This window comes from Streptomyces sp. HUAS MG56 (assembly GCF_058673395.1).
In genome coordinates, this window is record NZ_CM178722.1 from 8,513,522 (window position 1) to 8,539,603 (window position 26,082).

A 26,082-nucleotide genomic window follows, 5' to 3' on the forward strand; every position below is an offset into this window, starting at 1 on the left:
GGCAACTCCTAGAAGGCGCGGTTGAGTCCGTCGGTCGGGGACGCGGGGATCGGCGGGGTGGTGGGCAGCGGCTCGAAACCGAGCGGTCCGGCGTGGTTGATCGGGAAGCTCGTCGGCATGGTGCCGGTGGCGCGGCCGTAGGCGCAGGCCACGGCCGCCGCCGCGGCCGCCACGGCCAGTTCCCCGGCGCCGCCGGGCCGCCCGGTGGTCGGCGGCATGACGACGATCTCCAGCTCGGGCGGGACGTTCCACTGCCGGGTGTAGAAGTAGTTGTCCCAACTGCCTTCCAGGAAGTGCCCGTTGTCGAGATGGAGGCCGGAGCTGAGGATGATCGCGATCCCGTCCATGATGCCGCCCATCATCTGCGCCTGAAGGCCCTGCGGGTTGACCGCCAGGCCCACGTCGACCGCGCACACGACCTTGGTGACTCGGGGACCGGTGCAGGCGTCGCGGACCTTGCGGCCGGTGGTCTGCGGGCGGCAGTCGATCTCCGCGAGGACGGCGACACAGGCGTGGTACTCGGGATGCAGCGCGATGCCCTGTGCCGTGCCGGCGGCCATGCTCCGGCCCCAGTTCCCGACGTCCGCCACCTTGTCGAGGACGGCCCGCACCCGCTCGTCCTTCACGAACTCGCGGCGGAACCGGTACGGGTCCTTGCCCATCCGCCCGGCCAGCTCGTCCACGACCAGCTCCTGCGCACAGCGGACGTTGGGCGAGTAGATGTTGCGCATGGAGCCGGTGTTGAAGCCCTTGTCGGTCTCGCTGAGCAACTGGGTGACGACGCCGAAGTTGTACGGCGTCTGCTGGCTGAGGGCGAAGATCGTCTCGGAGAAGGCCAGATCACCGACCGGCAGCCGCGCGGCCTCGGAGGTGATGATCTCGCCGACCCCGTGGCCGAAGTCGGTGGCGACGGAGGTGTGCCGCTGGTCGTAGGTGAGCACCTGGCCGAGGGCGTAGGTGGCGCGCACCCGCGAGGTGGCCATCGGGTGGGCGCGGCCCTGCCGGAAGTCGTCGGTGCGGTGCCACATCAGCTTGACGGGCTTGCCCATCGCCTTCGAGACCTCCGCGGCCTCGGCGGCGGCGTCGTGAAAGAGCTTGCGCCCGAAGGAGCCGCCGCCCTCGGTGACATGGACGGTCACCGCCGGGACGGGCAGCCCCAGCTTCAGCGCGATCTCCTCCTGGGCGACGATCGGGGACTTCATGCTCCCCCAGATCTCGGCCGAGTCCTTCCGTACGTCGGCGATGGCGCAGTTGGTCTCCAGCGCGCTGTTGCTCGCGAAGTGGAAGGTGAACCGGGCGTCGACCGACTTGGTCAGCAAGCCCAGTGCGGGGAGCGGAAGTTCTGCCCTTGTCAGCTCGTCGCGGATCGTGGTGTCGGAGGCGTTCTCGGCACTGCCCGGCCCCCAGGAGACCCTCAGCGCGCGCACGGCGTCGATGCACTGGCCGAAGGTACGGCCGCGGACGGCGACCCCGGTGGAGACGGCCACGACATCGGTGATGCCGGGCATGTCCCGCACCTCGGCGAGGTTGTCCACCGAGCGCACGGTGCCGTTGATCGTCGGCGGTCGGCACACCATCGTCGGCAGGGCGTCAGGGACGTGCAGGTCCATGGCGAACCTCTTGCGACCGGTCACCGCTTCGACCGCGTCGACACGTCGCTGAGCGGTGCCGATCACCTTGAACTCCGCCGGTTCCTTGAGCGCCACCGAGACCCGGCCAGTCGTCACCGCCGCTGCCCTCGCGGCCAGTTCACCGTAGGTGAGACTGCGGCCGGTGGCCGAGGAGGTGATGACACCGGCCTTCGCCGTCAGAGTGCCCAGGGCCTCGCCGAGTTCCAGGGAAGCGGCCTTCAGCAGCCGGCCCCGGGCCACGGCGGCGGCGACGCGGATCGGCGTGAAGGTGGAGATCGTGGTGTTGGAGCCGCCGGTGAGCTGGTTGAACAGCAGCTCCGGCCGCGCGTCCGCGAGTGTGACCCGGATCCGCTCCAGCGGCAGGTCCAGTTCCTCGGCGATCAGCATGGCGCTGGACGTCGTGATGCCCTGCCCGACCTCCGCCCGGGGCAGCGCGAAGGACGCCGTGCCGTCGGCGTCGATCCGGATCGTGATCAGGTCGGCCGTCGGCAGCGTCGCATGGGTCAGCATGTCGTTGAGGTCGTAGATCTCCGCCGGACCCGGCAGGGACGGGACGACCGCCGCCGCCTCGTCCGGCGCGAGCACCGCCTCACCGAGTTCGGCGGCCACGGTCAGCGTCGAGGCGGCCAGCACGTAGCCGAGGAATCTCCGCCGCCCGAACCCGGCCGCCGCGGGTTCCTGCCCCTGCCCCCGTCGTGCGGAGTGGGTCTCCCTGTCCGTCAACTGTCCTCCCGGCGGCGCGCGTTGCCTGCCTTCACCACAGCTCCTCGCGGTGCATCCTGTCCCTGTACCCGCTTGAGGATCTCCCTGGTGACGACCACCGGCAAGACCTGCGTAGCGCTGCACCCGCCCCCGACGGCGATGCGGCCGCAGGTCTCACGTGATGTCCTTCAATCCGCCATGCCTTGCGCACACAGGGCTGTGCAGGCCATGGCCAGGCCCGTCATGCGCACCGGCCCCGATCTCCGGCCGGGCACGTACGTCGGCGTCGTCGAGCGCTCCGCGTATGCGCGGCCTTCGCCGGTGGGAGTCACACCGGGACCGGCAGGTCCATGAGCGCGAGTTTCGCCGGGTCGGTCACGGCCGTGATCTCGGTGATGCGGCCGTCGGCGACGGTGAAGGCCAGGAGGGAAAGCGGGGTGCCGTCCTCGCTCCAGGAGAGGACGCCGGGGCGGCCGTTGACGGTCGCCGCATGTCCTCGGGCCGCGCTGCCGGCCACTCGCGCGCGGGTGGCGACTTCGGTGGCCCCGAGCGTGACGAACGTGCCGTTCGGGGTGTGAACGGTGAACGTCACTTCAGGGTGGAGAACCTGAAGCAACTGCTCGAACCGGCCGTCGCGGGCTGCGGCCAGGAAGGCTTGCACCACCTCGCGTTGCTGTCGTCCGGCGCTTGCCGGCTGCTGGGCGGCCCGTACCTTCCTGCGGGCGCGGCTGGCGAGCATTTTGGTCGCGTCGGCGGACTTGCCGACAATGGTGCCGATCTCCGCGAAGGGCACGGCGAACACGTCGTGCAGTACGAACGCCAGTCGTTCGTCCGGGCGCAGCGATTCGAGGACCGTGAGGAGCGCGAGGCCGACGCGGTCCCCGAGTGCCGTGAGGTCGTCCGGAGCGGGAGCGTCGTCGAGCATCACGGTGAATTCGGGAAGCCGGTCGTCGAAGGAGACTTCTGGGCGCGTCCGGCCCGAGCGCAGGACATCGAGGCTGATGCGGCCGACCACGGTGGTCAGCCAGCCGCCGAGGTTGTCGATGGTGTCGGTGTCCTGGCGGGACAGACGCAGCCACGCCTCCTGGACCACGTCTTCCGCGTCGGCATGTGATCCGAGCATGCGGTAGGCGACGGCGCGGAGCCGGTCACGGTGGGACTCGAAGGCATCGGCGATCGGGTCCGCGGGATGAGTGCCGGCCATGGTGTTACCTCCGTCGAAGCTGCTCCGTCATAGGCATGACGCGCACAGGCGCCGCAACGTAACCCGATGAAGGGGAGCACTCCCACATGGAGAACCGGCTCAAGAACAAGAACAAGAACACGAACAACCCCGATGTGTGGACCGCGATCCAGCACCTCCAGAAGGCGATCGCCGCCGGAGGCGTCCCCCCGAAGCTGCTGGCGCTGGTCCACCTGCGCGTCAGCCAGATCAACAGTTGCTCGGCGTGCGTCTACGCCAGTGTCTCCGGGGGCAAGAAGGCCGGTGACACCGATGAGCGGCTGCACAACGTGGCGGCGTGGCGTGAGGCGCCGTTCTACACCGACGCGGAGCGCGCGGCACTGGCGCTGGCCGAGGCCGCCACCCGGTTGCAGGACGGTGCGCCGGGTGTCACCGACGAGATCTGGGAAGAGGCCGACACTCATTTCACCGAGGAGCAGATCGGCGCGATCAACCTGGAGATCGCGCTGACCAACTTCTTCAACCGGATCAACCGCACCATCAAGGAACCGGCCGGCAAGACCTGGGGCTGAGCCCAGCGTGGCTCTCACCCACCCAGCCGGTCACGGATCCAGGCGGTAGCCGTGGCCTCTGAGTGTGGTGATGCGGGGTAGGTGGCTGGGGCCGGGGGCTGTTCCGGCGGCGTCGGTGAGGCGGCGGCGGAGGGCGGCCATGGTGACGTCGAGGGTCTTGGTGGAGCCGAACCAGTTCTCGTCCCAGACCTCGGCCATCAGGGTCTCGCGGGAGACGGCCTCGCCCACGTGCCGGGCGAGGAGGGCGAGCAGCTCGAACTCCTTGAGACGCAGGGGGAGTTCCGTGTCGTGCAGGTGGCAGCGGCGTGCCGCGGGGTCGATGACGAGGTCGCCGAGGTGGATCGGCTGGTCGGTGACCGTGGTGACGGTCCGGCGGCGCAGGTGAGCGCGGAGGCGGGCCAGCAGGACGGTGAGGCTGAAGGGTTTGACCAGGTAGTCGTCGGCGCCGGCGTCCAGGCCGGCGATGATGTCGATGTCGTCGGTGCGGGCGGTGAGGACGACGATCAGCAGGTCCCGGAAGCGGGCGCGCAGGGTGCGGGCGACGTCGAGGCCGTCCATGTCGGGCAGGCCGAGGTCCAGGAGCAGGGCGTCGTAGGGGGCGCGGTCTGCTTCGGCGAGGGCGGCGGTGCCGGTGCGGCTCCAGGCGGTGGTGTAACCGTTGCCTTGCAGTCCGGACTGGAGATGGTGGCCGATGACGTCGTCGTCCTCGACCACGAGAACCCGGAAGCGGCCGTTGTCGGGTGCGGTGGGCGTGCCCATGGCCGTCAGGGTAGACACGTCGGTCGTCGCGCGCTGGCTCACAGGTCGCGCAGTTCCTCGACGGCGGGGCGCCGGGCGCGGCGGATCCCGTTCAGGGCCGCCGCCAGTACGGCGGCCAGGGCGGCCAGTGCGGTCAGGGCGAGGTAGCCGCCGGGCACCGCCAGGGCGGCGGGGGGCGGGTCGAAGACGCCGGTGAGGACCTTGACCAGCATCTCGGACAGGGCCCAGCCGATCAGCCCGCCTCCGGCGAGGCCGGCCGCGGCCAGGAGGAGGGCTTCGGTGAGGACCATGCCGCGCAGCTGCCGGGTGCGGGCGCCGAGGACGGTGGCGATGGCGAAGGTCCGGCGGCGTTCGGCGAGGCCGAGGGCGAGGAGGAGGCCGCCGGCGCCGGCGGCGAGCAGGACGGCGAAGGCCAGTTCGATGCGGGTGAGGCCGGCCAGGTCGACGGAGGTCAGGCTGGAGCCGACGGTGCCCCGGGTCTGGGTCAGGTCGGTGACGGTGGCGCCGGTGCCGAGCCGTGTGCGCAGGTCGGCGGCGATTTGCTGCTGGTGGGTGCCGCCGGTGTCGAGGAGGAAGGCGCCCACCGCGTCGCTGCCGGTCGCCTGCGTGATGTAGGAGGCGTTGGCGACGAAGAAGCTGTCCTTGGGGGCAGTGGGGAACTCCTTGACGATGCCCGCGTAGTGGAAGGGAACCGTGCGCAGAGCCTTGGTGCGGGCGTCCTGGATGCGCAGGTTGACGGTGTCGCCGGGGGAGAGCTGGAAGTCGTTGACGGTCTCGGCGCTGACCAGCAGGTTGTCGGGGCGCTCGGTGAGGCGCCGCATGAGCTGGTGGGCGGTGCCGCCTGCGAAGTAGGCGTCCTGGAGGGAGGTTGCCCGGGCGATGGTGCCGGGGCGGACGCCGTAGAGGTCCTGGAGGTCGGAGCCGACGTAGGCGAAGCGGTGCTGGACGGGTTCGACGTGCCGGACGCCGGAGACCTTCAGCGTGTCCGCGGCGCTGGGCGGGGCGTGGGCGCCGGGTGGTTCGGTGACGGTGACGTCGGCGCCGTTGGTGAGGCGGGCGTCGACCTCGGCCTGCTGTTTGTAGGTGGCGTTGAAGACGGCGGTGGAGACCGCGAAGGACACGGCGAGGGCGAGCAGCACCACGGAGCGGGCGAGCGGGCGGCGGCGCCGGGCGAGGGTGGCGGCGGTGGTGCCGGCGAGGTTCGCGGTCAGCGGGCGGGCCAGCCGGGCGAGCGCCGGGCGGCCGTGGGCGAGGGCCAGCAGTGTCAGGCGCCACAGGAGCAGGGCGGCGCCGAGCCACAGCAGTGCGGGGCCGAGGAACGCCCAGTACGACACCGAGATGCTGGGCACGCCCTCCGGGGCGAGGACCAGGGCGTACTGGTTGCCGGAGGAGGCGCGGAAGACCAGCCAGGAGCCGAGCAGCAGGGCGAGGTCCAGGCCGCAGCGCGCCCACCAGGGGCTGCGGGTGCCACGTGCCCCGGACTCCTTGCGGGTCTCGGCGACGGTCACCGTGCGCAGGTCCCGTAGTGCGGGGACGAGGACGGCACCCGCGGCCACGGCGGCGCCGAGGAGGAAGGCGAAGGCGTACCAGGCCGCCCAGGTGCCGGCGCCGGTCCCGAAGGACGCGGTGCCGAAGGCGAAGCGCCCGGTCAGCGCGGCGATGCCCAGCCCGGCCAGCCCGCCCAGCAGACCGATGAGCGCAGCTTCCAGGCCGGCCAGGGCGGTGATCTGGCCGGGGCGCAGGCCGCGCAGCCGCAGCAGTCCCTGTTCCTGGCGGCGCCGTTCACTCCCGGCGGAGGCGACCGCGACGGTCAGCGCGGCGGCCAGGACCGCGCCGGGGACCCCGAGGAAGAGGAAGAGGATCTGGGCGTACAGGGCGTCCTGGCGGGCGGAGTCGAGGGCGGCGCCGACGTTGTCGCCGACGAGTGCGGTACCGGTGGAGCGGGCCTCCAGGTTGTGGGCGGCGCGGGTGACGGCGGTGTAGGCGGCGGCCGGGTCGGCGGGCAGGCGCGTGGTGTCGCGGACGACGTGAATCTGGGTGGTCGTGCCGGTGGAGCCGTGCGTGAGCGCGGCGAACCGGGCGGCGGGCAGGAGGACGACGTTGTCCGGGGGTGCGGTCGGCTGGGACTGGCTGGGGGCGCCGACCGTCTGGAAGAGGGAGTCGGCCTGCGGCAGGTCGATCACACCGTCCACCGTCACCTGGCGCACTCCGACGCCGGGCAGCTGGACGCTGATCGTGTCCCCGGGAGCGGCGTGCAGGTTCGAGGCGGTCTGCTGGGCCAGCAGGACACCGGTGGAGGCGCCGGACAGCGTGCGGATCGCGTCGGGGAACAGGGCGCGGTAGCCGTCGGGCAGGCCGAGCGCCATGCCGGGGCCGGTGGTCTGGGTGCTGCCCTGCACGCGGGCGCTGAAGCCGGCGGTGCGGGCGTAGCCGACTGGCAGGGCGGCCCGGGTACCGGGCGTCTTGCGCACCAGCGAGAGTACGGAGCCGGAGTCGGCGCCGGGCTGGACCTGGACCTGCCAGTCGACGGAGACGGAGCGCAGGGCGCGCTGGGTCATGGTCGCTTTCGACGCGGTGAGGAAGGAGCCGAGCGCGGCGACGAGCGCGACCGCGAGCGCTATCCCGGTCAGGGCGGCCAGAAGACGACCGGAGCGATGGCGGACCAGGCCGCGCGCCCAAGCGGTGATCATGACTCCTCCTGCGGTGCCGACAGATGTCCGGTGCTGTGACGGGCCGGGCCGCAGGACCGGGCGGTGGTCACGGAACCTCCTCGGGAGCGAGCAGCCGCCCGTCGCGCATGGTGCGCCGGATGGGCAGGCGTGCGGCGATGGCCGGGTCGTGGGTCGTGACGACGAGGGCCGCGCCGGTGTGGTCGGCGGCCGTGAGCAGGGTGTCCAGTACCCGGGCGCCGGTGGCGTGGTCGAGGCGGCCGGTCGGTTCGTCGGCGAGGATCAGGCGCGGGGCCTGGGCCAGGACGCGGGCGGCGGCCACGCGCTGGGCCTGGCCGCCGGAGATCTCCTCGGGCAGCCGGTCGGCGAGGTCGGCCGCGTCCACCAGGGCGAGCGCGGCGAGGGCGGCTTCACGGGCCTCGGGTTCAGGGCGGTCGGCGAGGATCAGGGGCAGGGCGGTGTTCTCGGCGACGCTGAGGGCGGGGATCAGGCTGTCGCCCTGGAAGACAAGCCCGATCCCGTACGGCCCGAGGGACTCGGCCCGGGTGACGGTGCCGCTGGTGGGCTGTTCCAGCCCCGCCAGCAGGTGCAGCAGCGAACTCTTCCCCGACCCGGACGGGCCGACGACGGCCAGCCGGTCACCGGACCCGATCTCCAGGTCGGCTCCGTGCACGGCCACGACCGCCTGTTGTCCCTGGCCGAAGGTGAGGGCCGCGTCCCGGCAGACGACGAGCGGCTCATGCGGTGACATCGGGGGCCTCCTGCCGCTCCGGCTCCGCCGGGGCGCCGACTGTTCTTCCGTCCTCCAGGCCGATGACCCGGTCGGCGACGCGAACAGCGGCCGCGCTGTGGGTGACGATCAGCACGGCGCAGCCCCGGGCGGCCCGGTCGTGCAGCAGCGCGAGGACGGCCTGTTCCGTCTCGCCGTCCAGTTCGCCGGTCGGTTCGTCGGCCAGCAGGATGTCGGGGGAGTTGGCGAGTGCGACGGCCAGGCCGGCACGGGCCAGTTCACCGCCGGACAGCTGCCGGGGCAGGGCGTGGCCCCGCCCGGCGAGATCCACCTGGCCGAGCAGCTTCTTCGCGGAGACCGCGGGCCTGCCCGCGGCGGCCCGCTGGGCCAGCCGGATGTTGTCGCCGACGCTCATGTGGGGCAGCAGATTGCGGGTCTGCAGCAGCACCCCGATGTGGCGGGCCCGCAGCCGGGCCCGTTCGGTCTCCGGCCGGTGGCTGATCCGTACGCCGCCCACGCGCACCTCGCCGCCGGAGGGTTCGTCGAGCCCGGCCAGACAGGCCAGCAGGGTCGACTTGCCCGACCCGGACGGCCCGACCACCGCGACCGTCTCGCCGCGCCGCACCCGCAGGGACACCCCGCGCAGGGCGAGCGTCTCCTCCTCACCGGCCCGGTAGAAGCGGTACAGCTCCCGGGCGGTGAGGACCGTCTCGTCCGCCATGGTGGTCACCGCCAGGCGAAGGAGTCGCTGATGGTGCGCCAGGGGTCGACGTTGTCGGCGTTGACCGGCCCGGACAGGGTCAGATCCACCTCATGGCCGGACCGGTGGAAGGCGTACCGCTCGAAGGCGTCCCGCACGACCTTGCCGGTCACCGGATCCTTCGCCGAGTCGCCCTGGTAGGTCAGCAGGACGACGCGGCCGGCGTGCCGGGTCACCTCGGACACCCTGGGCGCGGCGAACTTCGGGACCTGTGCACGCAGCTGTGGGACGACGGTGTTCGTCACCTCACCGACCGTGGGCGCGGTCGGCACCGAAGCCGTCTGGATCCGTACGGTGTTCAGCTTGTCCGTGAAGGCCGTCGTGCCGCCCTGCTGGGTCTGGGCCCACCCCTCGGGGACCTTCACGGTGAAACCCGTTCCGTGGAAGGGGACGTACACCTGGTTGTCGGGGATGTCACCGGGCGGGTTGGACTCGGTGGGCGCCGGGTTGTTCGGCGTGCCCGGGGCCGACGAGGATGACGGCGAGCGTGGGGCGGGCGGGCTCTTGGAAGCCGACGAGCCGGATCCCGAACAGCCCGCCGTCACCGCCGCGACGAGCGCCAGGCCCACGCATGCGGACGTCCGTACGTGTGCTGCCATGTCCACTGCCCTCCAAAGGGAAGCCCCCGGACCGGACGGTCGTACCGTCGACGCTAGAAGCGGGCCGGTTAACGCCCTGCTCGCCGACGGTTAGACGACGGCAAAACGTGCGGCACACAGGGGCGGGTCCGCCGGCTGGGCCGCATGATGAGGGCATGAGACAGCGCGTGGTGCGAGTCGCCGTCGTCGCCGCCCTGGTCGCCGTCGTCCTCCTCGCCGTCCCCCTAGCCCTCGCCATCCGCTCCGCCCTGTACGCCGACCAGCGCGACACCCTGGAACGGGCCGCCCTGGCCGCAGCCGTCCGCGTGAGCCCGGACTACGTGACCGGCGACCCCGTGGAACTGCCCGCACCCCCGGCGGGCGGACACGTCGGCCTGTACGACTCCCAGGCACGGCTGCGCACCGGCAGCGGCCCCGCGCACGGCGACGCCCCGGTCCACCAGGCCCTGGACGGTATGGCCGTCCGGAGCCGGTCGGGCGGTGACCTGGTCGTCACCGTGCCCGTCTCGCACGCCGAGCAGGTGATCGGCGTCGTACGGGCCTCCACCCCGGTCGCCGCCGTGCGCGACCGGGTCTTCCTGACGTGGGCGGCTCTGCTGGGTGTGGCCGTGGTCGCGCTGGCCATCGCCGTCCTCGTCGCCCGCCGTCAGGCGCGGGCCCTGGCCGCACCGCTGGAGGACCTCTCCCGCCACTGCCGGGCCGTCACCGAAGGAGACCTCGGTGCCCGGGCGGCCCCCAGCAGCATCGCCGAGATCGACCAGGTCGCCCGCACCCACAACGAGATGCTGCACAGCCTGTCCGAACTCCTGCGACACGAACGGGACTTCGCGGCCAACGCCTCCCATCAGCTGCGTACGCCCCTGGCCGGTCTCCAGCTCACGCTGGAGACCGGCCTGGAGCAGGACGACGACACCCGGCTGCGCCCCGTCCTGGCCGAGGCGCTCGCCACCACCCGGCGACTGCACGACACGGTGGAGGAGGTACTGCGCCTGTCCACGTCCCGTGCCGCGCTCAGGCCCAGGGCGGCCGAGCGTCCCATAGGCCATGTGCTGCGTGCCGCGGAGGAACGCTGGCACGGCACGTTCGCTCAGGCCGGCCGGCGCTTCGAATGCCACGCAGGGGACGCACCGGACGACGTCCCTGTGCCCGGCGGACCGGTCACGGAGATCCTCGACATCCTGCTGGACAACGCCCGCGTCCACGGCCGCGGCACGGTCCGCCTGGCCGTACGCGACCTCGACGACGCCCTCGCCTTCGATGTCACGGACGAGGGCGAGGTACGCGGCCCGGCGGCTCGGTTGTTCGACCGCGGCCACAGCGACGGCGGGCAGGGAACGGGCATCGGACTCGCCCTCGCCCACGATCTGACGATCGCCCTCGGCGGCCGGCTCTCCCTGACCGGCAGCGCTCCGACCACCTTCACCCTGCTCGTCCCGGTCCACTGCGAGGAAGCGTCGCACGGAGCGGGGTGAGGAGCCGCAGCCCGCGGTTCCGATCAGCCCGGGGACGACGCGCACGCGGGCGTCGTGCCCCGGGCCTGTACGAGCTCTGACGAGTCACCGGCGCCTGCTTCCGGCGCATGCGCCGGCACCGCGACTGACCAGCCCGGGGCAACAGCGGGGCTGGTCAGCCCAGGTCCGCCAGGAGGGCGTTCAGTTCGCTCTCCTGCTGCGCCGGCGACATCGGCGGGTTCGAATGATCGATACCGAAGGTCTTGAGCACCTTGTCCATCTGGGCGTCGACGGAGGTCCAGCCGGTATCGTCCAGCGGCTGCAGCGAAGCCTGATCGGCATCCCACAGGTCACGCAGCGACTGGGCGGCCGCGTGGGCCCCGGCCGCGTTCCCCGAGCGGGCGTCCTTGAGCGAGGTGGAGGCGAGGGTCCGCAGCGCGCCGACCTTCGCGGGCGGGAACTTCTTCACCGCCTGGCCGGGAGCCATCTGGACGGCGGAGGTGGTGTCGGTCTCCGGCGCCGGGCCGACGTGCGGCTGACCGTGGGCCCAGACCAGCAGGCCCGCGGTGACGACGGCCAGCACTCCGAAGCCGGCGAGCGCGACGCGCTCCTTGCGCGGGTCGCCGGTGACCGGTGCGGCGTGGGTCGCCTGGTGGGTCTCGGTCACATCCGAGCGCGTCACCGTCAGGTAGACCACCGTCGCCAGGATCAGGGCGAGGAAGATCAGACTGGTGGTGAACGTGCCCAGCGCGAGACCGGTCGGGTCGCCCGGGTTCTGTGCGACCTTGGGGGAGGCGAGCCAGTCGCCGATGTTCGCGCCCAGCGGGCGGGTCAGGATGTAGGCGAGCCAGAAGGACAGCACCGGGTTCGCGCCGAACCTCCACAGCGCCGTGATCGCCGCGATGAGGCCGAGCGGCAGCAGCACGGAGACGCCCGGGCTCCAGCCGGTCAGCTCCAGAGTCCAGTCGCCGGTCGCGGTGCCGAGCGCGAAGGTGACCAGGACGGTCAGCCAGTAGAACGACTCCCGCGGGGGCGTGGTGACCGAGTGGATCGACAGCGTGCGCTCACGCGCCCACCACACACCGAAGACCACCGCGAGCAGCACCGAGAAGACCGCGGAACTGATCCACAGCGGCACGTTCAGCTGGTCGGTCAGGATGTCGGTGTACAAGGTGCCCGTGACGCTGACAACGACCACGGTCAGCCAGTAGGGGAACGGGACGTACCGCTTCAGCCGCAGCTGGACGGCCAGGACCACCACGAAAACCCCGGTGAAGATCCAGGCCGTGTTCACCAGGCCGACGCCCAGCTGGGTGTTGATCCAGTCGGCGAAGCTCTCACCGACCGTCGTGCACAGGACCTTGATCACCCAGAACCAGACGGTGACCTCGGGGACCTTGTTGAGCATGAGCCGCCCGCTGCGCGTGCGTGCTTCCGTTGTCGTTGTCATGCGGGGAGGTTTACGCGGGGAACCTGCACGCAACCTGACTACGTGGCCGCACACGCGGCCGGGAGCGTCACCTCGACGTGACCGCGGCCGTCCGCGATCGCGCGGACCTCCACACCGGCCGAGGCGGCGATGCGCCGGACCACCGGCAGCCCCAGCCCGTACCCGTCGCCGCCGGTCACACCCGCTTCGAAGACCCGGTCGACCTCCGCGGGATCGAACCCGGGGCCGTCGTCCAGGACATCGACCACGATTGCCTCACCCTGGATGCGCGCGGTGATCCACACACGCGAGCGCGCATGCCGCAGGCCGTTCTCCAGCAGGGGCGACAGCAGCGACACGGCGACGTCGGCCGCGACGGCGACCTCGACCTTCGCGGAGAAGGCGACCTCGACCGCGCGGCCGGCGATCGCCTGCCGCGCGGCGGAGCGCAGATCGCACCGGGTCCCCTCGTCCGTCCGTGCGCGCGCGGCGCGCAGAATCGTCCTGATCGCCGCATCGAGGCGGTCGACCTCGCTCAGCACCGCCTCCGGCGCCACCGGCTCACCGGACAGCTGCGCCAGCTGCGCCTCGGCCCGCAGGACCGTGAGCGGTGTCCGCAGCTCGTGGGCGATCTCGTCGGTGAGCCGGCGCTCGTCCGCCAGCGCGTTGTCGACGCGCTCCAGGAGGTGGTCCAGGGTCCGCCCCAGTTCCCCGAACTCGTCGCGGGGGACTCCGAGGTCGAAGCGGCGCCCGGGTTCGTGATGGCTCCAGTCGTCGGCGAGGGCGGCCATCTCGTGCACGACCCGCAGCGCGCGGCGCACCACGAGGTGCGCGACACCACCGGCGAGGAGGACCGCGAGGCCGCCCAGTATCAGCGACAAGGTCAGGCTGCGCCGCTCGGAAGTCTCGTAGGGCGTGAGGTCCACCCGGACGATCACCATGACGTGATGGCCGTGGACAGGGACCTTCCGGGCGTACAGGAGGTAGTCGCCGACGGCGGCGGTCTGCGAGCGCCGTGCGCCTGCCAGCGCCTCGACGCGCTCGACCATGCCTGCCGGTACGTTCCCGTCGACCAGGCGTCCGTCGGCGTACACCCAGGCGACCTCGTCCAGCGCCTCGCTGCGGTTCTCCGTCAGCACGACACGGCCGCCCACGGTGGTGACGTTCGCCCCGACCGCCTCGGCGCGGGTACGCGCCAGATCGCGCGCGTCGGCGTCCGTGACCCGGCTCAGCAGCACGTGCGAGACCACGACCAGAATCGCGACCACGGCGGTGGCGATCAGCACGGTGAGCGCGACGACTCGCTTGCGGAATCCCGTCACTGCCTTCGTCCCGTCACTGCCATCGGTAGCCCACGCCGCGGACGGTCGCCAGACGCTCGGCCACACCCAGCGGACCGAGCTTGGTCCGCAGCCGGCGCACGAAGGAGTCGAGGGTGTTGTCGTTGACCTGCGCTCCGTGCGGCCAGCCGGCAGCGATGAGGGCGTGGCGGCGCACCGCGTCGCCCTGCGAAGCGATCAGGCGGCCCAGCAGCCGGAACTCGGTCGGGGTCAGGCTCATGCTCACCGAATCGTAGGTCACCACGTGCTTCGCCGGATCGAGGACGACCTCGCGCGGTGCGGGCGCCACCGTGGCCCGGCGCAGCAGCGCTCGGACGCGGACCAGCAGTTCCGGGATGTCGAAGGGTTTGGTCATGTAGTCGTCGGCGCCGGCCTCGAAGCCGCCCACCTTGTGATGCAGGCCGTCCAAGGCGGTGAGCATCAACACCGGCGCGTCGACGCCGCGAGCCCGCAGGGCCAGGCAGACGTCGCGGCCGTCGGCGTCCGGGAGCCCGAGATCCAGGACGACCAGATGGGGCGCCGGTGCGAGCTGCCGCAGCAGGCTGTCGGCCGTGGCGGCGACGCAGACGGTGTGGCCGTCGTGTTCCAGGGCGCGCCTGAGGACGCCGCGGACCGCCGCGTCGTCCTCGCACACCATGATGAAGGCCACGTGCAGACCCTAGATACTCCCGTCCCGGTTCTCCATCTTCCCTGGTCAGCCGCCTGACGGAGGGGAGCAGGCCGCTGGTGCCCGCCGCCCCTGCCCTGATCAGTACGGCGCCGGCGCTGCTGTTGTTCATGCCGCGGGCGAGGGTGAGCGAGGCGGCAGTGGGCGGGTCCAGCCGCAGCAGCCGCGCCGCGCACCGGCCGAGCACGAACGACAGCCGGCGGACCAGTGCCGCCACGACCAGCGCGGCACCTAGCAGCAGCGAGCGTGGCCGGGCGACGAAGGAGCCGAGGGCGCAGTCGGCGTTGACGCAGGTCAGGACCAGCCAGCCGGCCAGGGCCGCAGGCGCGACTGTGCCCAGTACTCGGACGAGCAGGGACGGGGGCAGGGCGAGGCGGACCAGAATGCCCGCCGTGCAGGGCCAGCGGTGTGGTGAGCGGGCTGAGGAGGGTGGAGGCGAGGACCAGGCCGACCATGGTGGGCTGGTCGCCGTCGCCCTTGCCGGTCCACACCGTGGCGCCGGCCGCCACGGGCATCGCCACGATCGGGAACAGCACCAGCCACAGCAGGCACGGTGCGGTGGACACCGACAGTCGGATCAGTGGTCCGAGCGGCAGCGCGTGGGAGTGGCAGCGCGTGGGAGTGGCAGCGCGTGGGAGTGGCAGCGCGTGGGAGTGGCGCAGCCACAGGCCGGGACCCGGCACGAGCAGGGCTGCGGCGTAGGACAGGACGACAGCCCGGCCCGGACGCCGCCGCAGCCGGTCATCACACGGGCCTGTTGCACGTGTTCCAGGCCGAGGAGCCTGGTCCGCCACGCTTGGGACCCACTGCCCCCCAGCCTGCCTCCCGGGCTGCCGGTTTGCCGGGGGTGGGATGAGGGTGCAGTGCGGTCAGTCAGATGGTGCTGGGGTGGTTCCGGGTGGACTTTCGGGCTCGGCGGGCAGTGAACATGCTGACGAGTCCGGCGGAGAAGGCGACGATCAGGCCGACGGCCATGATGACGGTGCCGGCCACTGTGCCGTCGTTGTCGGAGACCAGGTTGGGCTGGAGCTTGTCGGCCATACTGCCGGCACCGACGATCCAGAACGCGATGAGTACCGCGAAGACCGGGTGCCACCACCAGCGGGCTGTCAACAGCGACAGCAGGCCGAATCCGACGATGAACAGGATGCCGGGCGGGAACGGGATGCCGAAGGTGCCACCCGCCTCGGAGAATTTCGAGGGGTCGGCGATCCACTGGATGATCAGACCCATGATGCCCACGAGCATTCCGCCGAAGGTGATGAGGGTGCTGCGGCTCATGGCAGGCAGTCGAAGCATGGGGGACTCCTTCTTACTCTTATGCGTCACGAGTGGGTGTGGGAGGTCCGTACGGTGCGCCGGGCGCTTACGACCGCGGCGACCGAGAGAACGGCTGCGCCGGCGAAGCTGAGCATCTGCACCCAGCCGGCGGTGAAGTTCAGCACCCGGTCCGGGCTGGTCAGCCAGTTCACGAAGGCGGGCGAGGCCATTCCTCCGAAGAGGAAGAAGACGCTCATCGCCGTGGCGAAGAGCGGGGTGAACCGCCACCGGACCAGCGCCACCGCCACGGCGAACCCCGGGTAGATGAACGGGCCCGGCCCGTCGTAGCCGGTGGCGGCGTCGCTGATGGCGGCCAGGATCAGGGCTGCGCAGGTGGCGATCAGCAACGTACGGTGCCGACCATGGGTCCGGCCGATCGCGGTCCAGGCCGCCGCCGTGCCGCGCCGCGGCGGTGTCACGGGATTCGACATCCCGTGGTCGTGGGGCCGTGCCTGTGCTGCCATGAGACAGCCCTCCCTCGCTGACGGGTGGTGATGGGTAGGGGACGGCGTTGATGTCGTCCCACGGACGGTGGTCGATGGGCAGGTGGTCGCCCTTGACACAGCCGGATCCTCGAAGCCGGAACCCATGGTCGGCGCCGAGCGGCGGCGGCCGCATCGGGCGCAAAGCGGCATCGGAACCGCGCGCGTACGTCGGCTGACGTACGGCCGCATCAGCGCAACGCTGATGCCCCGGCCGCTCCTCGCGGGGCATGCTGGGCTGCATGGTGACGGTGATCAGCGAGCGGCTTCCGCGTCCGGCGCGAACGGACGTGCTGCTCGCAGCGGTGTTCGCGGCGGTGGTCGTCGCCGGCTCGGTGCCGGCGGCCTCCGGACAGACCGGCCGCCGCCTGGACGTGCCCGGCGGGCTGTTCCTGGTGGCGGCCGCCGTGGCGGCGACGGCCTTCCGGCGAGTGGCTCCGCTCGGGGCCCTCGTCGCTACGACGCTGCTGGTCAACGCCTACCTGCTGGTCGGCTACCCCTACGGGCCGGTGCTGCTGTGCCTGGTGATCGCGGTGTTCGAGGTGGCGCGGCAGCGGCCGCTGACGGTCTCGGCGACGGCCTGCGGAGCGGCCTCGGCGCTCTCCTCAGCGACCATCCTCGTCCGGGAGTTCGGCGAGCTGCGCGCCGTCGCACTGCTGGCGCTGGCGTGGAGCAGCTGGAGTGTGCTGCCGTGGTCGCTGGGCGCGCTGATCCACGTGTTGGACGCGGCCCGGCGGCGGGCCCGCCAGGATCTGATCGCCAGGACCGCGCTGGAGGAGCGGATGCGGATCGCCGGCGAGGTGCACGACATCGCCGGCCACGGTTTCGCGCTGATCACCATGCAGGCACAGGTCGCGCTGCTGGTCTTCGAGGAGCAGCCGGAGCAGGCGCGTCGCTCTCTGGTTGCGGTCTGCGACACCAGCTCCACCGCGCTGGCCGATCTGCGGAAGATGCTGGACGCCGTCCATCCGCATTCGGGTAGGACCGTGCCGGCTCGATCGGCTGCTGTGACGGAGCGCCCCGCCGATCCGGCCGGGGTCGTGGGGCTCAACGACCTGATCCAGAATGTCCGGGCCGGCGGGGTGCCGGTGGAGGTCGAGGTGGAGTCGGAGCTGGAGTCCGAGATGACGGGCGATGGTTTCGGCGAGCGGCTGCCCGAGCCGGTGAGCGCCGCGGTGTTCCGGGTTGTGCAGGAGGCGCTGACCAATGTGCGGCGCCACGCCGGACCCACGACGGCCCGGGTCACCATCGGCCGGCACTACGGGGAGGTGCTGGTCCGCGTCGCCGACCGCGGGCGCGGCAGGCCCGATACCGTGGGGCCGCCGGGCCGCGGGCTGGCCGGCATGCGCCGCCGGGTCGAAGAGCTGGACGGCCGGCTGGAGGCCGGGCCACGCGAAGGGGGCGGGTTCCAGGTGGAGGCCCGACTTCCCGTGCCGGAGGAGACAGCGTGATCCGGGTGATGCTGGTCGACGACAGTCAGCTGGTCCGCATGGGCCTGAGGGTCATGGTCGACCGCGAGGACGACATGCAGGTGGTCGGCGAGGCCGACAACGGCCGACAGGCCCTCGCGCAGCTGCGCCGTAGCCTGCCCGACGTGATGCTGCTGGACATCCGGATGCCGGGGATGGATGGGCTGGAGCTGCTGCGCCACCTCGCCGCCGACCCGGATCTGCGTGCCGTTCGGGTCATCGTGGTCACCACCTTCGAGATCGACCAGTATGTGTTCGAGGCGCTTCAGGCCGGTGCCAGCGGCTTCATCCTCAAGGACAGCGCACCCACCGAACTGGTGCATGCCGTAAGGGTGGTGGCGGCAGGAGAGGCACTGCTGTCGCCCTCCGTCACCCGTCTCATGGTGAGCACCTTCGCCAAGCGCTGGGCGCCCCCTGCGGCAGTCGAGGGCCTGGACACGCTCACCGAACGGGAACGCGAGATCGCCGCCTGGGTGGCCACCGGCAGGTCCAACAACGAGATCGCCGACGCGCTGTTCCTCTCCCCGGCCACCGTCCGCACCCATGTGACCCGGGTGATGACCAAGCTCAACGCCCGCTCCCGGGCCCAACTCGTGGTGCTGGCCGTCCGCGCCGGACTAACGGACTGGCCGTAGACGTCCGTGGACGCCTCATCCAACAAGATCGACAAGCGATCCGAACCACTATCAGTTGTCAACCGGGCACAGATCTGGAGCGCTGTCACCGACTGAACGCGCCGTCGCCGCCGGCGAGATCCGGGCTCTACTGGGATTCGCGGACGGCCTCCGCTTGAACCGCGACGATCGTCGGCCACGATGCGACATCACGCGAGGATCTGCTTGCGCCGGCGCATCCGGTCCGGTTGGTCGGCCGCGTTGCCGTACGCGTGCGCGAGGCAATCACCCGATGCTGCGAACGAGTTGACGTGGACGGACTCGGAGGCGCGAGACAACGACATCAGGGCCTCCCGGTGTTGCTCGGTTGGATTCTCATCCCCGAGCTACCGGGAGGCCCTGTCCTCAGGCAGGTACGGCTTCTCGCCCAGTGTGCCGGCCTGCACGCGTGAGCGGTGCCTGCTGGTGTGTCAGAGCTGGTAGAAGTCGGTGTAGTGGTTGGGGGAGTACCAGACCGCGCCGGTGTTGGAGTCGACGACGATCCGGACCGCGTCCCGGTGGGCGCCGCAGGCGCGGGGGTAGACGTCGTACTCGTAGAACGTGTCGCCGGAGGGCAGCTGCCCGTCGTTGTTGTAGAACTCGCCGCCCGCGTAGCTGCACTGGCCGTCCGGCCAGTCGACCCAGCCCCGGGAGGTGGGGTAACCGAGGTCGGACCAGGTCGAGTTGGCCGAGGCCGCGTCGGAGCATCCGGCGATGTTGCAGGAGCTGTAGACCGCCGCGTTCGCGGCGGGGCTGTTGATCGCGGACACGCTGAGCACGGACGCGATGGCGGCGAGCAGCACCGCGAATCGCCTGGCCCAGGACAGCTGGGGACGTCGCAGAGTCAGCAAGGAATCCTCCAAGTTTGAGGTGAACATGGGTATGAAATGTGCATGACACTCTGATCCGCGTGCGTAACAACCGGGTGCACTGGTGGTTACGCACGCGGGTCAATTGCCGTGTGGTTCTGGCGCATTGCGCTTCAGTCGCGGTGGCAGGCCGCCGGCCTTCGGCCGCTCGGTCTGACGGAGTTCGGTGCCGTGGCGGTACAGGTGGCCCAGTACCGCCTCGGCACCTTCTGCATCACGCTGCCGCCGAAGTGACTTCCCGGCGCAAGCCGGGGTACCGGTGCAGCCTGGCCGCCGTGCGGACGGTTCGTCAGCCGGTGCTGGTGGGGGTCAGCAGGTGCGGTCGATGAGGTTGAAGGTCTTGTAGTGATCGGCGGTGTAGTAGTCCTCCTGGGACTGCTCGCCGGTCACGATGCGCCGTGCGCCACGGGTCGGCGCACCGGGCGTGATCACGGTGTACTCGTGGTAGTAGTCGGCGGCGCTCTGGGGCGGGAGGACGCCTTCGACGTTGGTGAAGACGGTCCCGTCCTTGGGGAAGGGGAAGGGGCCGCCCTGGTCGATCAGGCTGAGGGTGTCGTGCGCCTGGGAGGGGAGCTGGGAGTAGCAGATGTTCCCGATGTCGCTGGCGTGGACGACGTTGGCGTGCGTCGTCGTTGCGTGAGCGGTGGCGGCGACGGCGGGTGCCGCGGCCACGGCGGTCCCGCCGAAGAGCAGGGCTGCGGCGAGGGCGCCCGCGGTGCCGATCCTGGTGATCTGTGGGGGGAAGTTCATGCCGCCCAGCATGACGCGCGTAGACATGCCCCTGTCAACATTAAACGAGTGAAGTTTCCCGGGAGTTCACCGAGGCACCTCAAGGCGCCCTGATCGTCTCACTGTCATCGACCGGCCGGGCCTCGCCTGGGGCCCTCCGGTGTCCGGACTCCGGATCCGGATGGGCGGACAGCGGTGTGAACAAGATGTGGCGCAAGCGTGAACTTATGTGCGTGGGGCGGGAGTCCGGCCTTGTGTACGGGTGGGGCAGGTGCGAATACTGAAGCGACGGTGCTTGGCATGGACGTGACATCCGCTAGGGCGGGTGACTCGTCCCGTGCCAGGCATGTCACACCTACCTCCCGGGCCCGCGTGACTCCCCACATTCAGGGCCCATCCCCCCACGAGAGGCAGTCAGTTGAAGCACAACCGCATACGTCACCGCCGTACGATGCTGGCCGGCGCGGGCGCGCTCGCGCTCGCCGCCACCGCCAGCCTCACCCTCACCAACGCCCAGGCCGCCCCCGCGTCCCCGGCGGCCAGGCTCTCCCCTTCCGCCGCGACCACCCTGGCGTCCCAGCTCAAGAGCGGTACGGCCGGCGCGTTCTACGACGCCAAGGCCCAGAAGCTGGTCGTCAACGTGGTGGACGAGACGTCCGCGGCGGCCGTCCGGGCCAAGGGCGCCGAGGCCAGGATCGTCCGGCACTCGATGGCGCAGCTCGACGCGGCCCGGCAGACCCTGAAGGCCCAGGCGACCATCCCCGGCACCGCCTGGGCCATGGACCCCAGGGCCAACAAGGTCGTGGTGACGGCCGACCGCACGGTCACCGGCGCCAAGCTGGACCGGCTCACCAAGGTCGCCAAGAGCCTCGGCGACACCGTCGAAATCCACTACACCAAAAGCGAGTTCAAGCCCCTCATCGCCGGCGGCGACGCGATCTGGGGCAGCAGCGCCCGCTGCTCGCTCGGCTTCAACGTCGTCAAGGACGGCCAGCCGTACTTCCTGACCGCCGGCCACTGCGGCAACGACGTCAAGGACTGGTCCGACCAGCAAGGCGGCCAGACGATCGCGACCACCCAGCAGTCCACGTTCCCGGGCAACGACTACTCGATCGCCAAGTACACGGACAACACCGACCACCCCAGCGAGGTCGACCTCTACAACGGCAGCACCCAGAAGATCACCAAGGCCGCGGACGCCGTCGTCGGCGAGAAGGTACAGCGCAGCGGCAGCACCACCCAGGTCCACGACGGCACCGTCCAAGCCCTGAACGCCAGCATCAACTACCAGGAAGGCACGGTCAGCGGACTGATCCAGACCGACGTCTGCGCCGAGCCCGGCGACAGCGGCGGCGCCCTCTTCGACGGCGAGAGCGCCCTCGGCCTCACCTCCGGCGGCAGCGGCGACTGCACCAACGGCGGCCAGACCTTCTTCCAGCCCGTCCCGGCCGCCCTTGCAGCGTACGGCGCACAGATCGGCTGACCCCCGGGCCTCGGGCCGAACGGCTCCGCTCAACGGCATGAACCGGCCCCCGGATCGCCCGGGGGCCGGCGCTGCTGACGGATTCCTCCCAGATGAGGTTGATCCGCTGTTCACCGGCCAGGACGGCATGCCCGGCGAGACCACGGCCGGTGGTGTAGGTCCCGTCGTGGTGGAGTGGTGATGCTGGGGGCTCGGCGCGGTCCGAGGGCGGGAGGTCTCCGTACAGGGCGGCGTGCAGCGCGGTGGCAAGGCAGTGGGCCCGGCGACTTGGCTGGTCAGACGGGATCGGCGGTGGTGGTGGCCGGCCGGCGGGAGAGTGCCTCGGATGCCTTGGCAGTGGCGTAGAGGGACGCGGCGAGGGCGAGTGCGAGTGTCGCGCCCGCGACGAAGACGCCGGCCGACGGCTCGGCCTGCGGGCTGCCGGCTTCGGTACGGGCGGAGCCGGTGAGGAAGGGAACCACCACGAGGACGGCCAGGCCCAGGGCGACCTCGCTCCACACGACCTTGGGGAAGTGTCGCAGCGTCAGATGGAAGAGCGAGGCGCTCTCGCCTGCGCGGCGGGCCTGGACCATGCGTGGCATCAGCCAGAACTGGTTGAAGGCGCCCGCGAGGACCAGTCCCAGGACGAGGACGATCTTCACCAGCAGGGCGAGACCGTAGCCGGTACTCCACAACTGGCTGATCCCACCGACGTGTTCCCAGCTCATCCACAGACCCGAGACGACGACGGCGGCGACGCAGATCATCGCGACGAGGCTGAAGCGGCGCCACATGTCGGCCCAGAGCACACCCGCGTCCGGGCCCAGGCGGCGGCGGGCACCGGCGAGGACGCTCAGCAGGACCAGGCCGCCCAGCCACACCGTGCCACTGATGATGTGGATCTGGGTGAAGACCAGGTCCAGGAGCGCGTCCGCGGTCTGCGGGGCAATGGCCGGGACGGCGGTGATCAGCGTCACCGCCAGCGCGAGAGGCAGGGCGGTGCGGGCGATCGGCTCCAGATGGCGCCGCGCGCTGTGTGCGAACAGGGCCGTGAGGCTGGCGGCGGTGACGAGGAGGACGAGGTTCTGCACCAGGAATATGGTGCCTTGTGCGATCCAGGCGCCCTTGTCGGCGGGTGCCCGCAGGAACTGCCATATGTGTTCCGGGGCGAGGGCGTCGCCGAACGGCATGCCCGTGCCCGCCCGGGCGACGCGCGCGGCGAGCTGGAGGTAGCCGGTCACCAGCAGCACCACGCCCGACCAGGCGAGGCATATCGCCGAGCGGTGGCGCACCACAACGACGTCGTCGCTCGCGGCCGGTGAACTCCTGAACGCGGGGCGGACGGTGGCGGCGTAGGTGACGAGACCGCCGATGGAACCGGTCAGGCCGATGAAGTAGCCGGTCTTGGTCACGGCCCGCCAGGTTGTGGGCAGGGTGTATCCGGCCGTGTCCTGGGCCAGCAGGAGTGCGCTCATGAGGTAAGGCTAACCTAAGTTCGAGGAGGCGGGTGACGCGGGACGCCGGCCAGCCCCGGCGTACGGCTTACGGCTGACGACCGCTGCACGCCCCGCGTCACCCCGGGGAGAGAGGGGCTGGTCAACGCGCGCCGCGTGCGCAGCGTTGTTCTGTGGGTAGGTGCGGTACTCCTCGGCCGGCTGGGACGGTGACGCGGAGTGCAGGTGCCAGCCCCGTGCGGTGGCCCGCCACAGCCTCCGTTTGGTCTCCGGGAGGATGCCGAAGCAGTCGACGGGCGGGGCCGGCTCTCCGGCGGGGCGGTGGCGCGGACCGCGACGGGTCGGCGCGGCTGCGGCGGGAAAGTGCCTGGATCGAGCGAGGCAGGCAAGGAACTGAAGGCAAATCAGTGGCCGCTCCGGAGACACCCATTGAGCTTCTTCCGCCGTGCTGCTCCAGGGCGAGAACGGCCTTGGATATTGACGTCGAGCGGTTGGGGCTGCAGCGGGCGCGGCGGAAGACGCGCCAGGGCTTGAGTTGAGGGAAGGTCCGCTCGACCGGGCTGGAGCCGCCTTACGCGGCTCGCGGCAGGGCCCATGCCGCGCACTCGGCGTCACGCGAGATCGAGCCGGTTCCCGGCCCGGCCGACACCCCGTCGGATCATCAGAAATTGCCCGGTTTGCACTTTATATTGAGAATCGGTCGTGGCGGCACCGCCCTACAGAAGGAGTATGCAGATGATCCTCAGCAGCCTGCTTGAGGCAGTTCTCGGTCTCGTCGGAGCCCTGCTCTAACCGCACCGGCACACCCATTCAGAGCAGGGGACATCGGCACCCGCTTCCGGCTCCTGGCCGGGGCGGGTGTTCGTCGTTGCGGCGTCGGGCCACGGCTAGCGGGTGCCGAGCCCGGAGGATCCAGGCGGCCGGTGAGGCGGAGATGCAGGGTCGGCAGGTGTGGCAGTACCTGGTCTTCGCGCAGGCAGGCGTTGGGTGCGCGACCGGGGTCGGGCCGGGTGGCGCTGGTGAGGCCGTGGCGGCACCGGTAGCCCGGACGGTGGTGAGTCCCGTGCGCAGGGCCGACGAGGACGCCGCCCAGGCGGTGGCCGCCCGGCCGCCCGCGGCCCGCTCTCCTGCCCGCGCCGCCCTCGCCGGCACTGGCCCAGGCCCCGCTACCGCACTGGCGTAACTGCGCCACCGGGTCACCGCACGGGTCCGCGCCCCGCACGATGCACGCCCGGAAAGCCGCCGCATCGCCGCGCTGCCTGCTGCCTCGCCGGTCACCGTGACGGCACTCGCACGGGCGGCGCCACCCCGGCGCCCGGCCGGTTCCCGGAGGTCCTGCGCCGCTGATCGACGGCATCCGATAATTGACGTGCCCTTGACCGCTCCCTCAACTCCGCTCCCACGGCCCAGGACTAGGCTCCAGGCGACTCGTGTCCCGGTGACACCGGGACCGTGTCCGCGCCAGCACAGCCCAAGACGGTCCGTTCTTCGGAGAGTTGGGGGAATCGCCATGCGCACACGTACAAGAGCCTCTCTCGTGGCCACTGCTGCCGCGTTCCTGCTCGTCGCCACCGTGGGCAACTCGGCTGCCGCGGGCGACGGCCAGCCGGTTGGCCTGGTCTCGCCCGGTGATCCTTACGCCGCCTGTGACATCAGCGGCGACGGGACCGGTACCAACTACCCGTCGGCGGAGGCCGAACCGTACGTCACCACAAGTCCCCGTGATCCGCGTGACGCGGTCGGGATCTTCCAGCAGGACCGCTGGTCCAACGGCGGAGCCCGGGGGCTGACCGCCACGTACACCCATGACGGTCGGCACTTCACCGAGACCCCGCTGCCGTTCTCGCACTGCGCGCCGGGCGGGCTCAACTACCAGCGCGCGTCCGACGGCTGGGTGAGCACCGGCCCCGACGGCACGGTCTACGCCAGCGGCCTGGTGTTCGACGCCACCGACGCGCGCAACGGCGTGGCCGCCTCGACGTCGTACGACGGCGGGCGCACCTGGACCCACACCACCCCCCTGATCGACGACACACAGGCCCAGTTCACCGACGACAAGAACGCCGTGACCGCCGACCCCGTCCATCCGGGCGTCGCCTACCAGGTCTGGGACCGCATCGACGAGGACGACTCCGCCAAGGTCTACGACGGGCCCTCCTACATCTCCGTCACCCGGGACGGCGGCCGGCACTGGTCCACGGCCCGCCCGTTCGTGGACACCTCGGTCGTGCCCCACTCGCAGACCATCGGCAACGTCATCGTCGTCGACCCGCGCACCGACACCCTCTACGACGTCTTCGACTGGCAGACATACGACATCGACTACGCGACCGGCACCTTCACGCCCACCGACCTCCACTTCGCCGTCGTGAGATCGACCGATCAGGGCCGCACGTGGAGCAAGCCGGTCACGGTCGCCAAGGACACGTCCGTACCCGAAGTCGATCCCAACGCCCCCACTGACGCGACCAAGTCCCTGCGGGCGGGTGGCGACCTGCCGAACGTCGCCATCGACCCGCACACCGGCGAGCTCTACGTCGCCTACGAGGGCTCGGACTTCAGCGGGGGTGCCCACAACTCCGTGGAAATGGTCCACTCCGCTGACGGCGGCCGGACCTGGTCGACTCCGAAGCGGGTCAACTCCGTCGCCTCCGCACCCGCCTTCACGCCCTCCATCAGCGTGGACGCGCGTGGCTCGGTCGCGATCACCTACTACGACCTGCGCTACCTCACCGCCGGGAACACGACCACCCTCCCCGCCGCGGCCTGGCTGCTCACCTTCCCGCGCGGCGCGGAGAACCACGCCACCGAGCGCCGCATCTCGCGGGTCTTCGACTGGCTCCGGGCCCCTTACGCAGGAGGCCACTTCCTCGGCGACTACGAGGGCCTCGCCACTGACGGTCCCGTCGCCGTACGGCCGCTGTTCGTCGAGACCAATGCCGACGCGCCGCAGGACTCCACGGACGCATACAGCGGCCTGTTCCTGACGGGTGGGTCTTACGGCCCCTCTGTGGGGGCTACGGCCACACCGCAGGCGGCAGTTCGGCACGCGGCCAGGCCGTACAGGATCGTCCGTTGATGTGCTGACGCGCCGCAAGGTAAACAGCCCACCATTTTTCCTGTGAGCCCTTTGTGTGACTGTTGTGGTCACG

The 26,082-nt window shown here is 71.2% G+C and carries 22 protein-coding genes and 2 pseudogenes; 6 read left to right on the top strand and 18 right to left on the bottom strand.

All coding sequences use genetic code 11. From position 1 onward, the window contains the following. Positions 1–8 precede the first annotated feature (8 nt). Both AC4OXY_RS39470 and AC4OXY_RS39475 read right to left on the bottom strand, forming a co-directional pair. Complete coding sequence (locus AC4OXY_RS39470; protein WP_491994711.1) at positions 9–2,264, bottom strand: molybdopterin cofactor-binding domain-containing protein; 2,256 nt, start codon at positions 2,262–2,264, stop codon at positions 9–11. 397 nt (positions 2,265–2,661) lie between these two features. Further along, positions 2,662–3,537 carry a sigma-70 family RNA polymerase sigma factor gene (locus AC4OXY_RS39475; RefSeq protein ID WP_491992117.1) on the bottom strand — a complete coding sequence of 292 codons (876 nt, stop codon included), beginning with the start codon at positions 3,535–3,537 and terminating at the stop codon, positions 2,662–2,664. Positions 3,538–3,623: 86 nt separating this feature from the next. On the opposite strand from AC4OXY_RS39475, the gene AC4OXY_RS39480 reads away from it, so the two are divergent. Continuing rightward, positions 3,624–4,088, top strand: a complete 465-nt coding sequence (locus AC4OXY_RS39480) for a carboxymuconolactone decarboxylase family protein (RefSeq protein WP_491992118.1) — start codon at positions 3,624–3,626, stop codon at positions 4,086–4,088. Positions 4,089–4,118: 30 nt separating this feature from the next. On the opposite strand, the gene AC4OXY_RS39485 is transcribed toward AC4OXY_RS39480, so the two are convergent. From AC4OXY_RS39485 to AC4OXY_RS39505, 5 genes are all read right to left on the bottom strand, one after another. Further along, entirely contained in the window at positions 4,119–4,847 is a 729-nt protein-coding gene (locus AC4OXY_RS39485; protein WP_402064655.1) for a response regulator transcription factor, read from the bottom strand. A gap of 38 nt (positions 4,848–4,885) precedes the next feature. Then, positions 4,886–7,537: an FtsX-like permease family protein gene (locus tag AC4OXY_RS39490; protein WP_491992119.1), complete on the bottom strand. Its 2,652-nt coding sequence runs from the start codon at positions 7,535–7,537 to the stop codon at positions 4,886–4,888. A gap of 67 nt (positions 7,538–7,604) precedes the next feature. Then, positions 7,605–8,267 carry an ABC transporter ATP-binding protein gene (locus AC4OXY_RS39495; protein WP_356025779.1) on the bottom strand — a complete coding sequence of 221 codons (663 nt, stop codon included), beginning with the start codon at positions 8,265–8,267 and terminating at the stop codon, positions 7,605–7,607. After that, the gene (locus AC4OXY_RS39500) at positions 8,254–8,967 is read right to left on the bottom strand and encodes an ABC transporter ATP-binding protein (RefSeq protein ID WP_491992120.1); all 714 of its coding nucleotides are present in this window, start codon (positions 8,965–8,967) and stop codon (positions 8,254–8,256) included. Before AC4OXY_RS39500 ends, AC4OXY_RS39495 begins: the two co-directional genes overlap by 14 nt. Before the next feature lie 5 nt (positions 8,968–8,972). Next, positions 8,973–9,605 (bottom strand): hypothetical protein, encoded by a 633-nt coding sequence (locus tag AC4OXY_RS39505; protein ID WP_491992121.1) that lies wholly within the window; start codon positions 9,603–9,605, stop codon positions 8,973–8,975. 155 nt (positions 9,606–9,760) lie between these two features. On the opposite strand from AC4OXY_RS39505, the gene AC4OXY_RS39510 reads away from it, so the two are divergent. Continuing rightward, positions 9,761–11,077, top strand: a complete 1,317-nt coding sequence (locus AC4OXY_RS39510) for a HAMP domain-containing sensor histidine kinase (RefSeq protein ID WP_491992122.1) — start codon at positions 9,761–9,763, stop codon at positions 11,075–11,077. Between the two features lie 154 nt (positions 11,078–11,231). Here AC4OXY_RS39510 and AC4OXY_RS39515 read toward each other — a convergent pair whose 3' ends face one another. From AC4OXY_RS39515 to AC4OXY_RS39540, 6 genes and pseudogenes are all read right to left on the bottom strand, one after another. Further along, the gene (locus tag AC4OXY_RS39515) at positions 11,232–12,506 is read right to left on the bottom strand and encodes a COG4705 family protein (RefSeq protein ID WP_376290455.1); all 1,275 of its coding nucleotides are present in this window, start codon (positions 12,504–12,506) and stop codon (positions 11,232–11,234) included. 38 nt (positions 12,507–12,544) lie between these two features. Further along, entirely contained in the window at positions 12,545–13,807 is a 1,263-nt protein-coding gene (locus AC4OXY_RS39520; protein WP_362819828.1) for a sensor histidine kinase, read from the bottom strand. A gap of 13 nt (positions 13,808–13,820) precedes the next feature. Further along, a complete protein-coding gene (locus AC4OXY_RS39525) occupies positions 13,821–14,474 on the bottom strand; it encodes a response regulator transcription factor (protein ID WP_356025764.1) in 654 nt (217 codons plus the stop codon). Positions 14,475–14,950: 476 nt separating this feature from the next. Further along, positions 14,951–15,007, bottom strand: a pseudogene (locus tag AC4OXY_RS39530) (hypothetical protein); the annotation flags it as partial. A gap of 358 nt (positions 15,008–15,365) precedes the next feature. Beyond that, the gene (locus AC4OXY_RS39535) at positions 15,366–15,791 is read right to left on the bottom strand and encodes a hypothetical protein (protein ID WP_362819827.1); all 426 of its coding nucleotides are present in this window, start codon (positions 15,789–15,791) and stop codon (positions 15,366–15,368) included. A gap of 26 nt (positions 15,792–15,817) precedes the next feature. Beyond that, a complete protein-coding gene (locus AC4OXY_RS39540; RefSeq protein WP_362819826.1) occupies positions 15,818–16,276 on the bottom strand; it encodes a hypothetical protein in 459 nt (152 codons plus the stop codon). A gap of 260 nt (positions 16,277–16,536) precedes the next feature. Between AC4OXY_RS39540 and AC4OXY_RS39545 the strand changes: the two genes are divergently transcribed. Together AC4OXY_RS39545 and AC4OXY_RS39550 are read left to right on the top strand one after the other, a co-directional pair. Beyond that, a complete protein-coding gene (locus AC4OXY_RS39545) occupies positions 16,537–17,745 on the top strand; it encodes a sensor histidine kinase (RefSeq protein ID WP_491992123.1) in 1,209 nt (402 codons plus the stop codon). After that, positions 17,742–18,398: a response regulator gene (locus tag AC4OXY_RS39550; protein WP_362819823.1), complete on the top strand. Its 657-nt coding sequence runs from the start codon at positions 17,742–17,744 to the stop codon at positions 18,396–18,398. Before AC4OXY_RS39545 ends, AC4OXY_RS39550 begins: the two co-directional genes overlap by 4 nt. A gap of 188 nt (positions 18,399–18,586) precedes the next feature. Here AC4OXY_RS39550 and AC4OXY_RS39555 read toward each other — a convergent pair whose 3' ends face one another. The 3 genes from AC4OXY_RS39555 to AC4OXY_RS39565 form a co-directional block, all read right to left on the bottom strand. Then, on the bottom strand, positions 18,587–18,721 hold the full coding sequence (locus tag AC4OXY_RS39555; RefSeq protein WP_491992124.1) for a hypothetical protein: 135 nt from the start codon (positions 18,719–18,721) through the stop codon (positions 18,587–18,589). 126 nt (positions 18,722–18,847) lie between these two features. Beyond that, positions 18,848–19,267, bottom strand: coding sequence for a ribonuclease domain-containing protein (locus AC4OXY_RS39560; protein WP_356025758.1), 420 nt, complete (start codon positions 19,265–19,267; stop codon positions 18,848–18,850). Between the two features lie 327 nt (positions 19,268–19,594). Next, positions 19,595–20,035, bottom strand: a complete 441-nt coding sequence (locus AC4OXY_RS39565) for a guanyl-specific ribonuclease (protein WP_356025833.1) — start codon at positions 20,033–20,035, stop codon at positions 19,595–19,597. A gap of 397 nt (positions 20,036–20,432) precedes the next feature. Between AC4OXY_RS39565 and AC4OXY_RS39570 the strand changes: the two genes are divergently transcribed. After that, positions 20,433–21,497 (top strand): S1 family peptidase, encoded by a 1,065-nt coding sequence (locus AC4OXY_RS39570; RefSeq protein WP_491992125.1) that lies wholly within the window; start codon positions 20,433–20,435, stop codon positions 21,495–21,497. Between the two features lie 275 nt (positions 21,498–21,772). Here AC4OXY_RS39570 and AC4OXY_RS39575 read toward each other — a convergent pair whose 3' ends face one another. Together AC4OXY_RS39575 and AC4OXY_RS39580 are read right to left on the bottom strand one after the other, a co-directional pair. Beyond that, positions 21,773–22,951 (bottom strand): copper resistance D family protein, encoded by a 1,179-nt coding sequence (locus AC4OXY_RS39575; RefSeq protein ID WP_491992126.1) that lies wholly within the window; start codon positions 22,949–22,951, stop codon positions 21,773–21,775. A 427-nt stretch (positions 22,952–23,378) separates the two neighbouring features. Further along, positions 23,379–23,492: pseudogene (locus tag AC4OXY_RS39580) on the bottom strand (IS5/IS1182 family transposase); the annotation flags it as partial. A gap of 975 nt (positions 23,493–24,467) precedes the next feature. Here AC4OXY_RS39580 and AC4OXY_RS39585 point away from each other — a divergent pair. Beyond that, the gene (locus AC4OXY_RS39585; RefSeq protein ID WP_491992127.1) at positions 24,468–26,009 is read left to right on the top strand and encodes a sialidase family protein; all 1,542 of its coding nucleotides are present in this window, start codon (positions 24,468–24,470) and stop codon (positions 26,007–26,009) included. The last annotated feature ends 73 nt before the right edge of the window (positions 26,010–26,082 follow it).

Coding starts and splice junctions, on each gene's coding strand:
- AC4OXY_RS39475 (WP_491992117.1), bottom strand. CDS start 3,537: ATGGCCGGCACTCATCCCGCGGACCCGATCGCCGATGCCTTCGAGTCC.
- AC4OXY_RS39480 (WP_491992118.1), top strand. CDS start 3,624: ATGGAGAACCGGCTCAAGAACAAGAACAAGAACACGAACAACCCCGAT.
- AC4OXY_RS39485 (WP_402064655.1), bottom strand. CDS start 4,847: ATGGGCACGCCCACCGCACCCGACAACGGCCGCTTCCGGGTTCTCGTG.
- AC4OXY_RS39490 (WP_491992119.1), bottom strand. CDS start 7,537: ATGATCACCGCTTGGGCGCGCGGCCTGGTCCGCCATCGCTCCGGTCGT.
- AC4OXY_RS39495 (WP_356025779.1), bottom strand. CDS start 8,267: ATGTCACCGCATGAGCCGCTCGTCGTCTGCCGGGACGCGGCCCTCACC.
- AC4OXY_RS39500 (WP_491992120.1), bottom strand. CDS start 8,967: ATGGCGGACGAGACGGTCCTCACCGCCCGGGAGCTGTACCGCTTCTAC.
- AC4OXY_RS39505 (WP_491992121.1), bottom strand. CDS start 9,605: ATGGCAGCACACGTACGGACGTCCGCATGCGTGGGCCTGGCGCTCGTC.
- AC4OXY_RS39510 (WP_491992122.1), top strand. CDS start 9,761: ATGAGACAGCGCGTGGTGCGAGTCGCCGTCGTCGCCGCCCTGGTCGCC.
- AC4OXY_RS39515 (WP_376290455.1), bottom strand. CDS start 12,506: ATGACAACGACAACGGAAGCACGCACGCGCAGCGGGCGGCTCATGCTC.
- AC4OXY_RS39535 (WP_362819827.1), bottom strand. CDS start 15,791: ATGCTTCGACTGCCTGCCATGAGCCGCAGCACCCTCATCACCTTCGGC.
- AC4OXY_RS39540 (WP_362819826.1), bottom strand. CDS start 16,276: ATGGCAGCACAGGCACGGCCCCACGACCACGGGATGTCGAATCCCGTG.
- AC4OXY_RS39545 (WP_491992123.1), top strand. CDS start 16,537: ATGGTGACGGTGATCAGCGAGCGGCTTCCGCGTCCGGCGCGAACGGAC.
- AC4OXY_RS39555 (WP_491992124.1), bottom strand. CDS start 18,721: ATGTCGTTGTCTCGCGCCTCCGAGTCCGTCCACGTCAACTCGTTCGCA.
- AC4OXY_RS39565 (WP_356025833.1), bottom strand. CDS start 20,035: ATGAACTTCCCCCCACAGATCACCAGGATCGGCACCGCGGGCGCCCTC.
- AC4OXY_RS39575 (WP_491992126.1), bottom strand. CDS start 22,951: ATGAGCGCACTCCTGCTGGCCCAGGACACGGCCGGATACACCCTGCCC.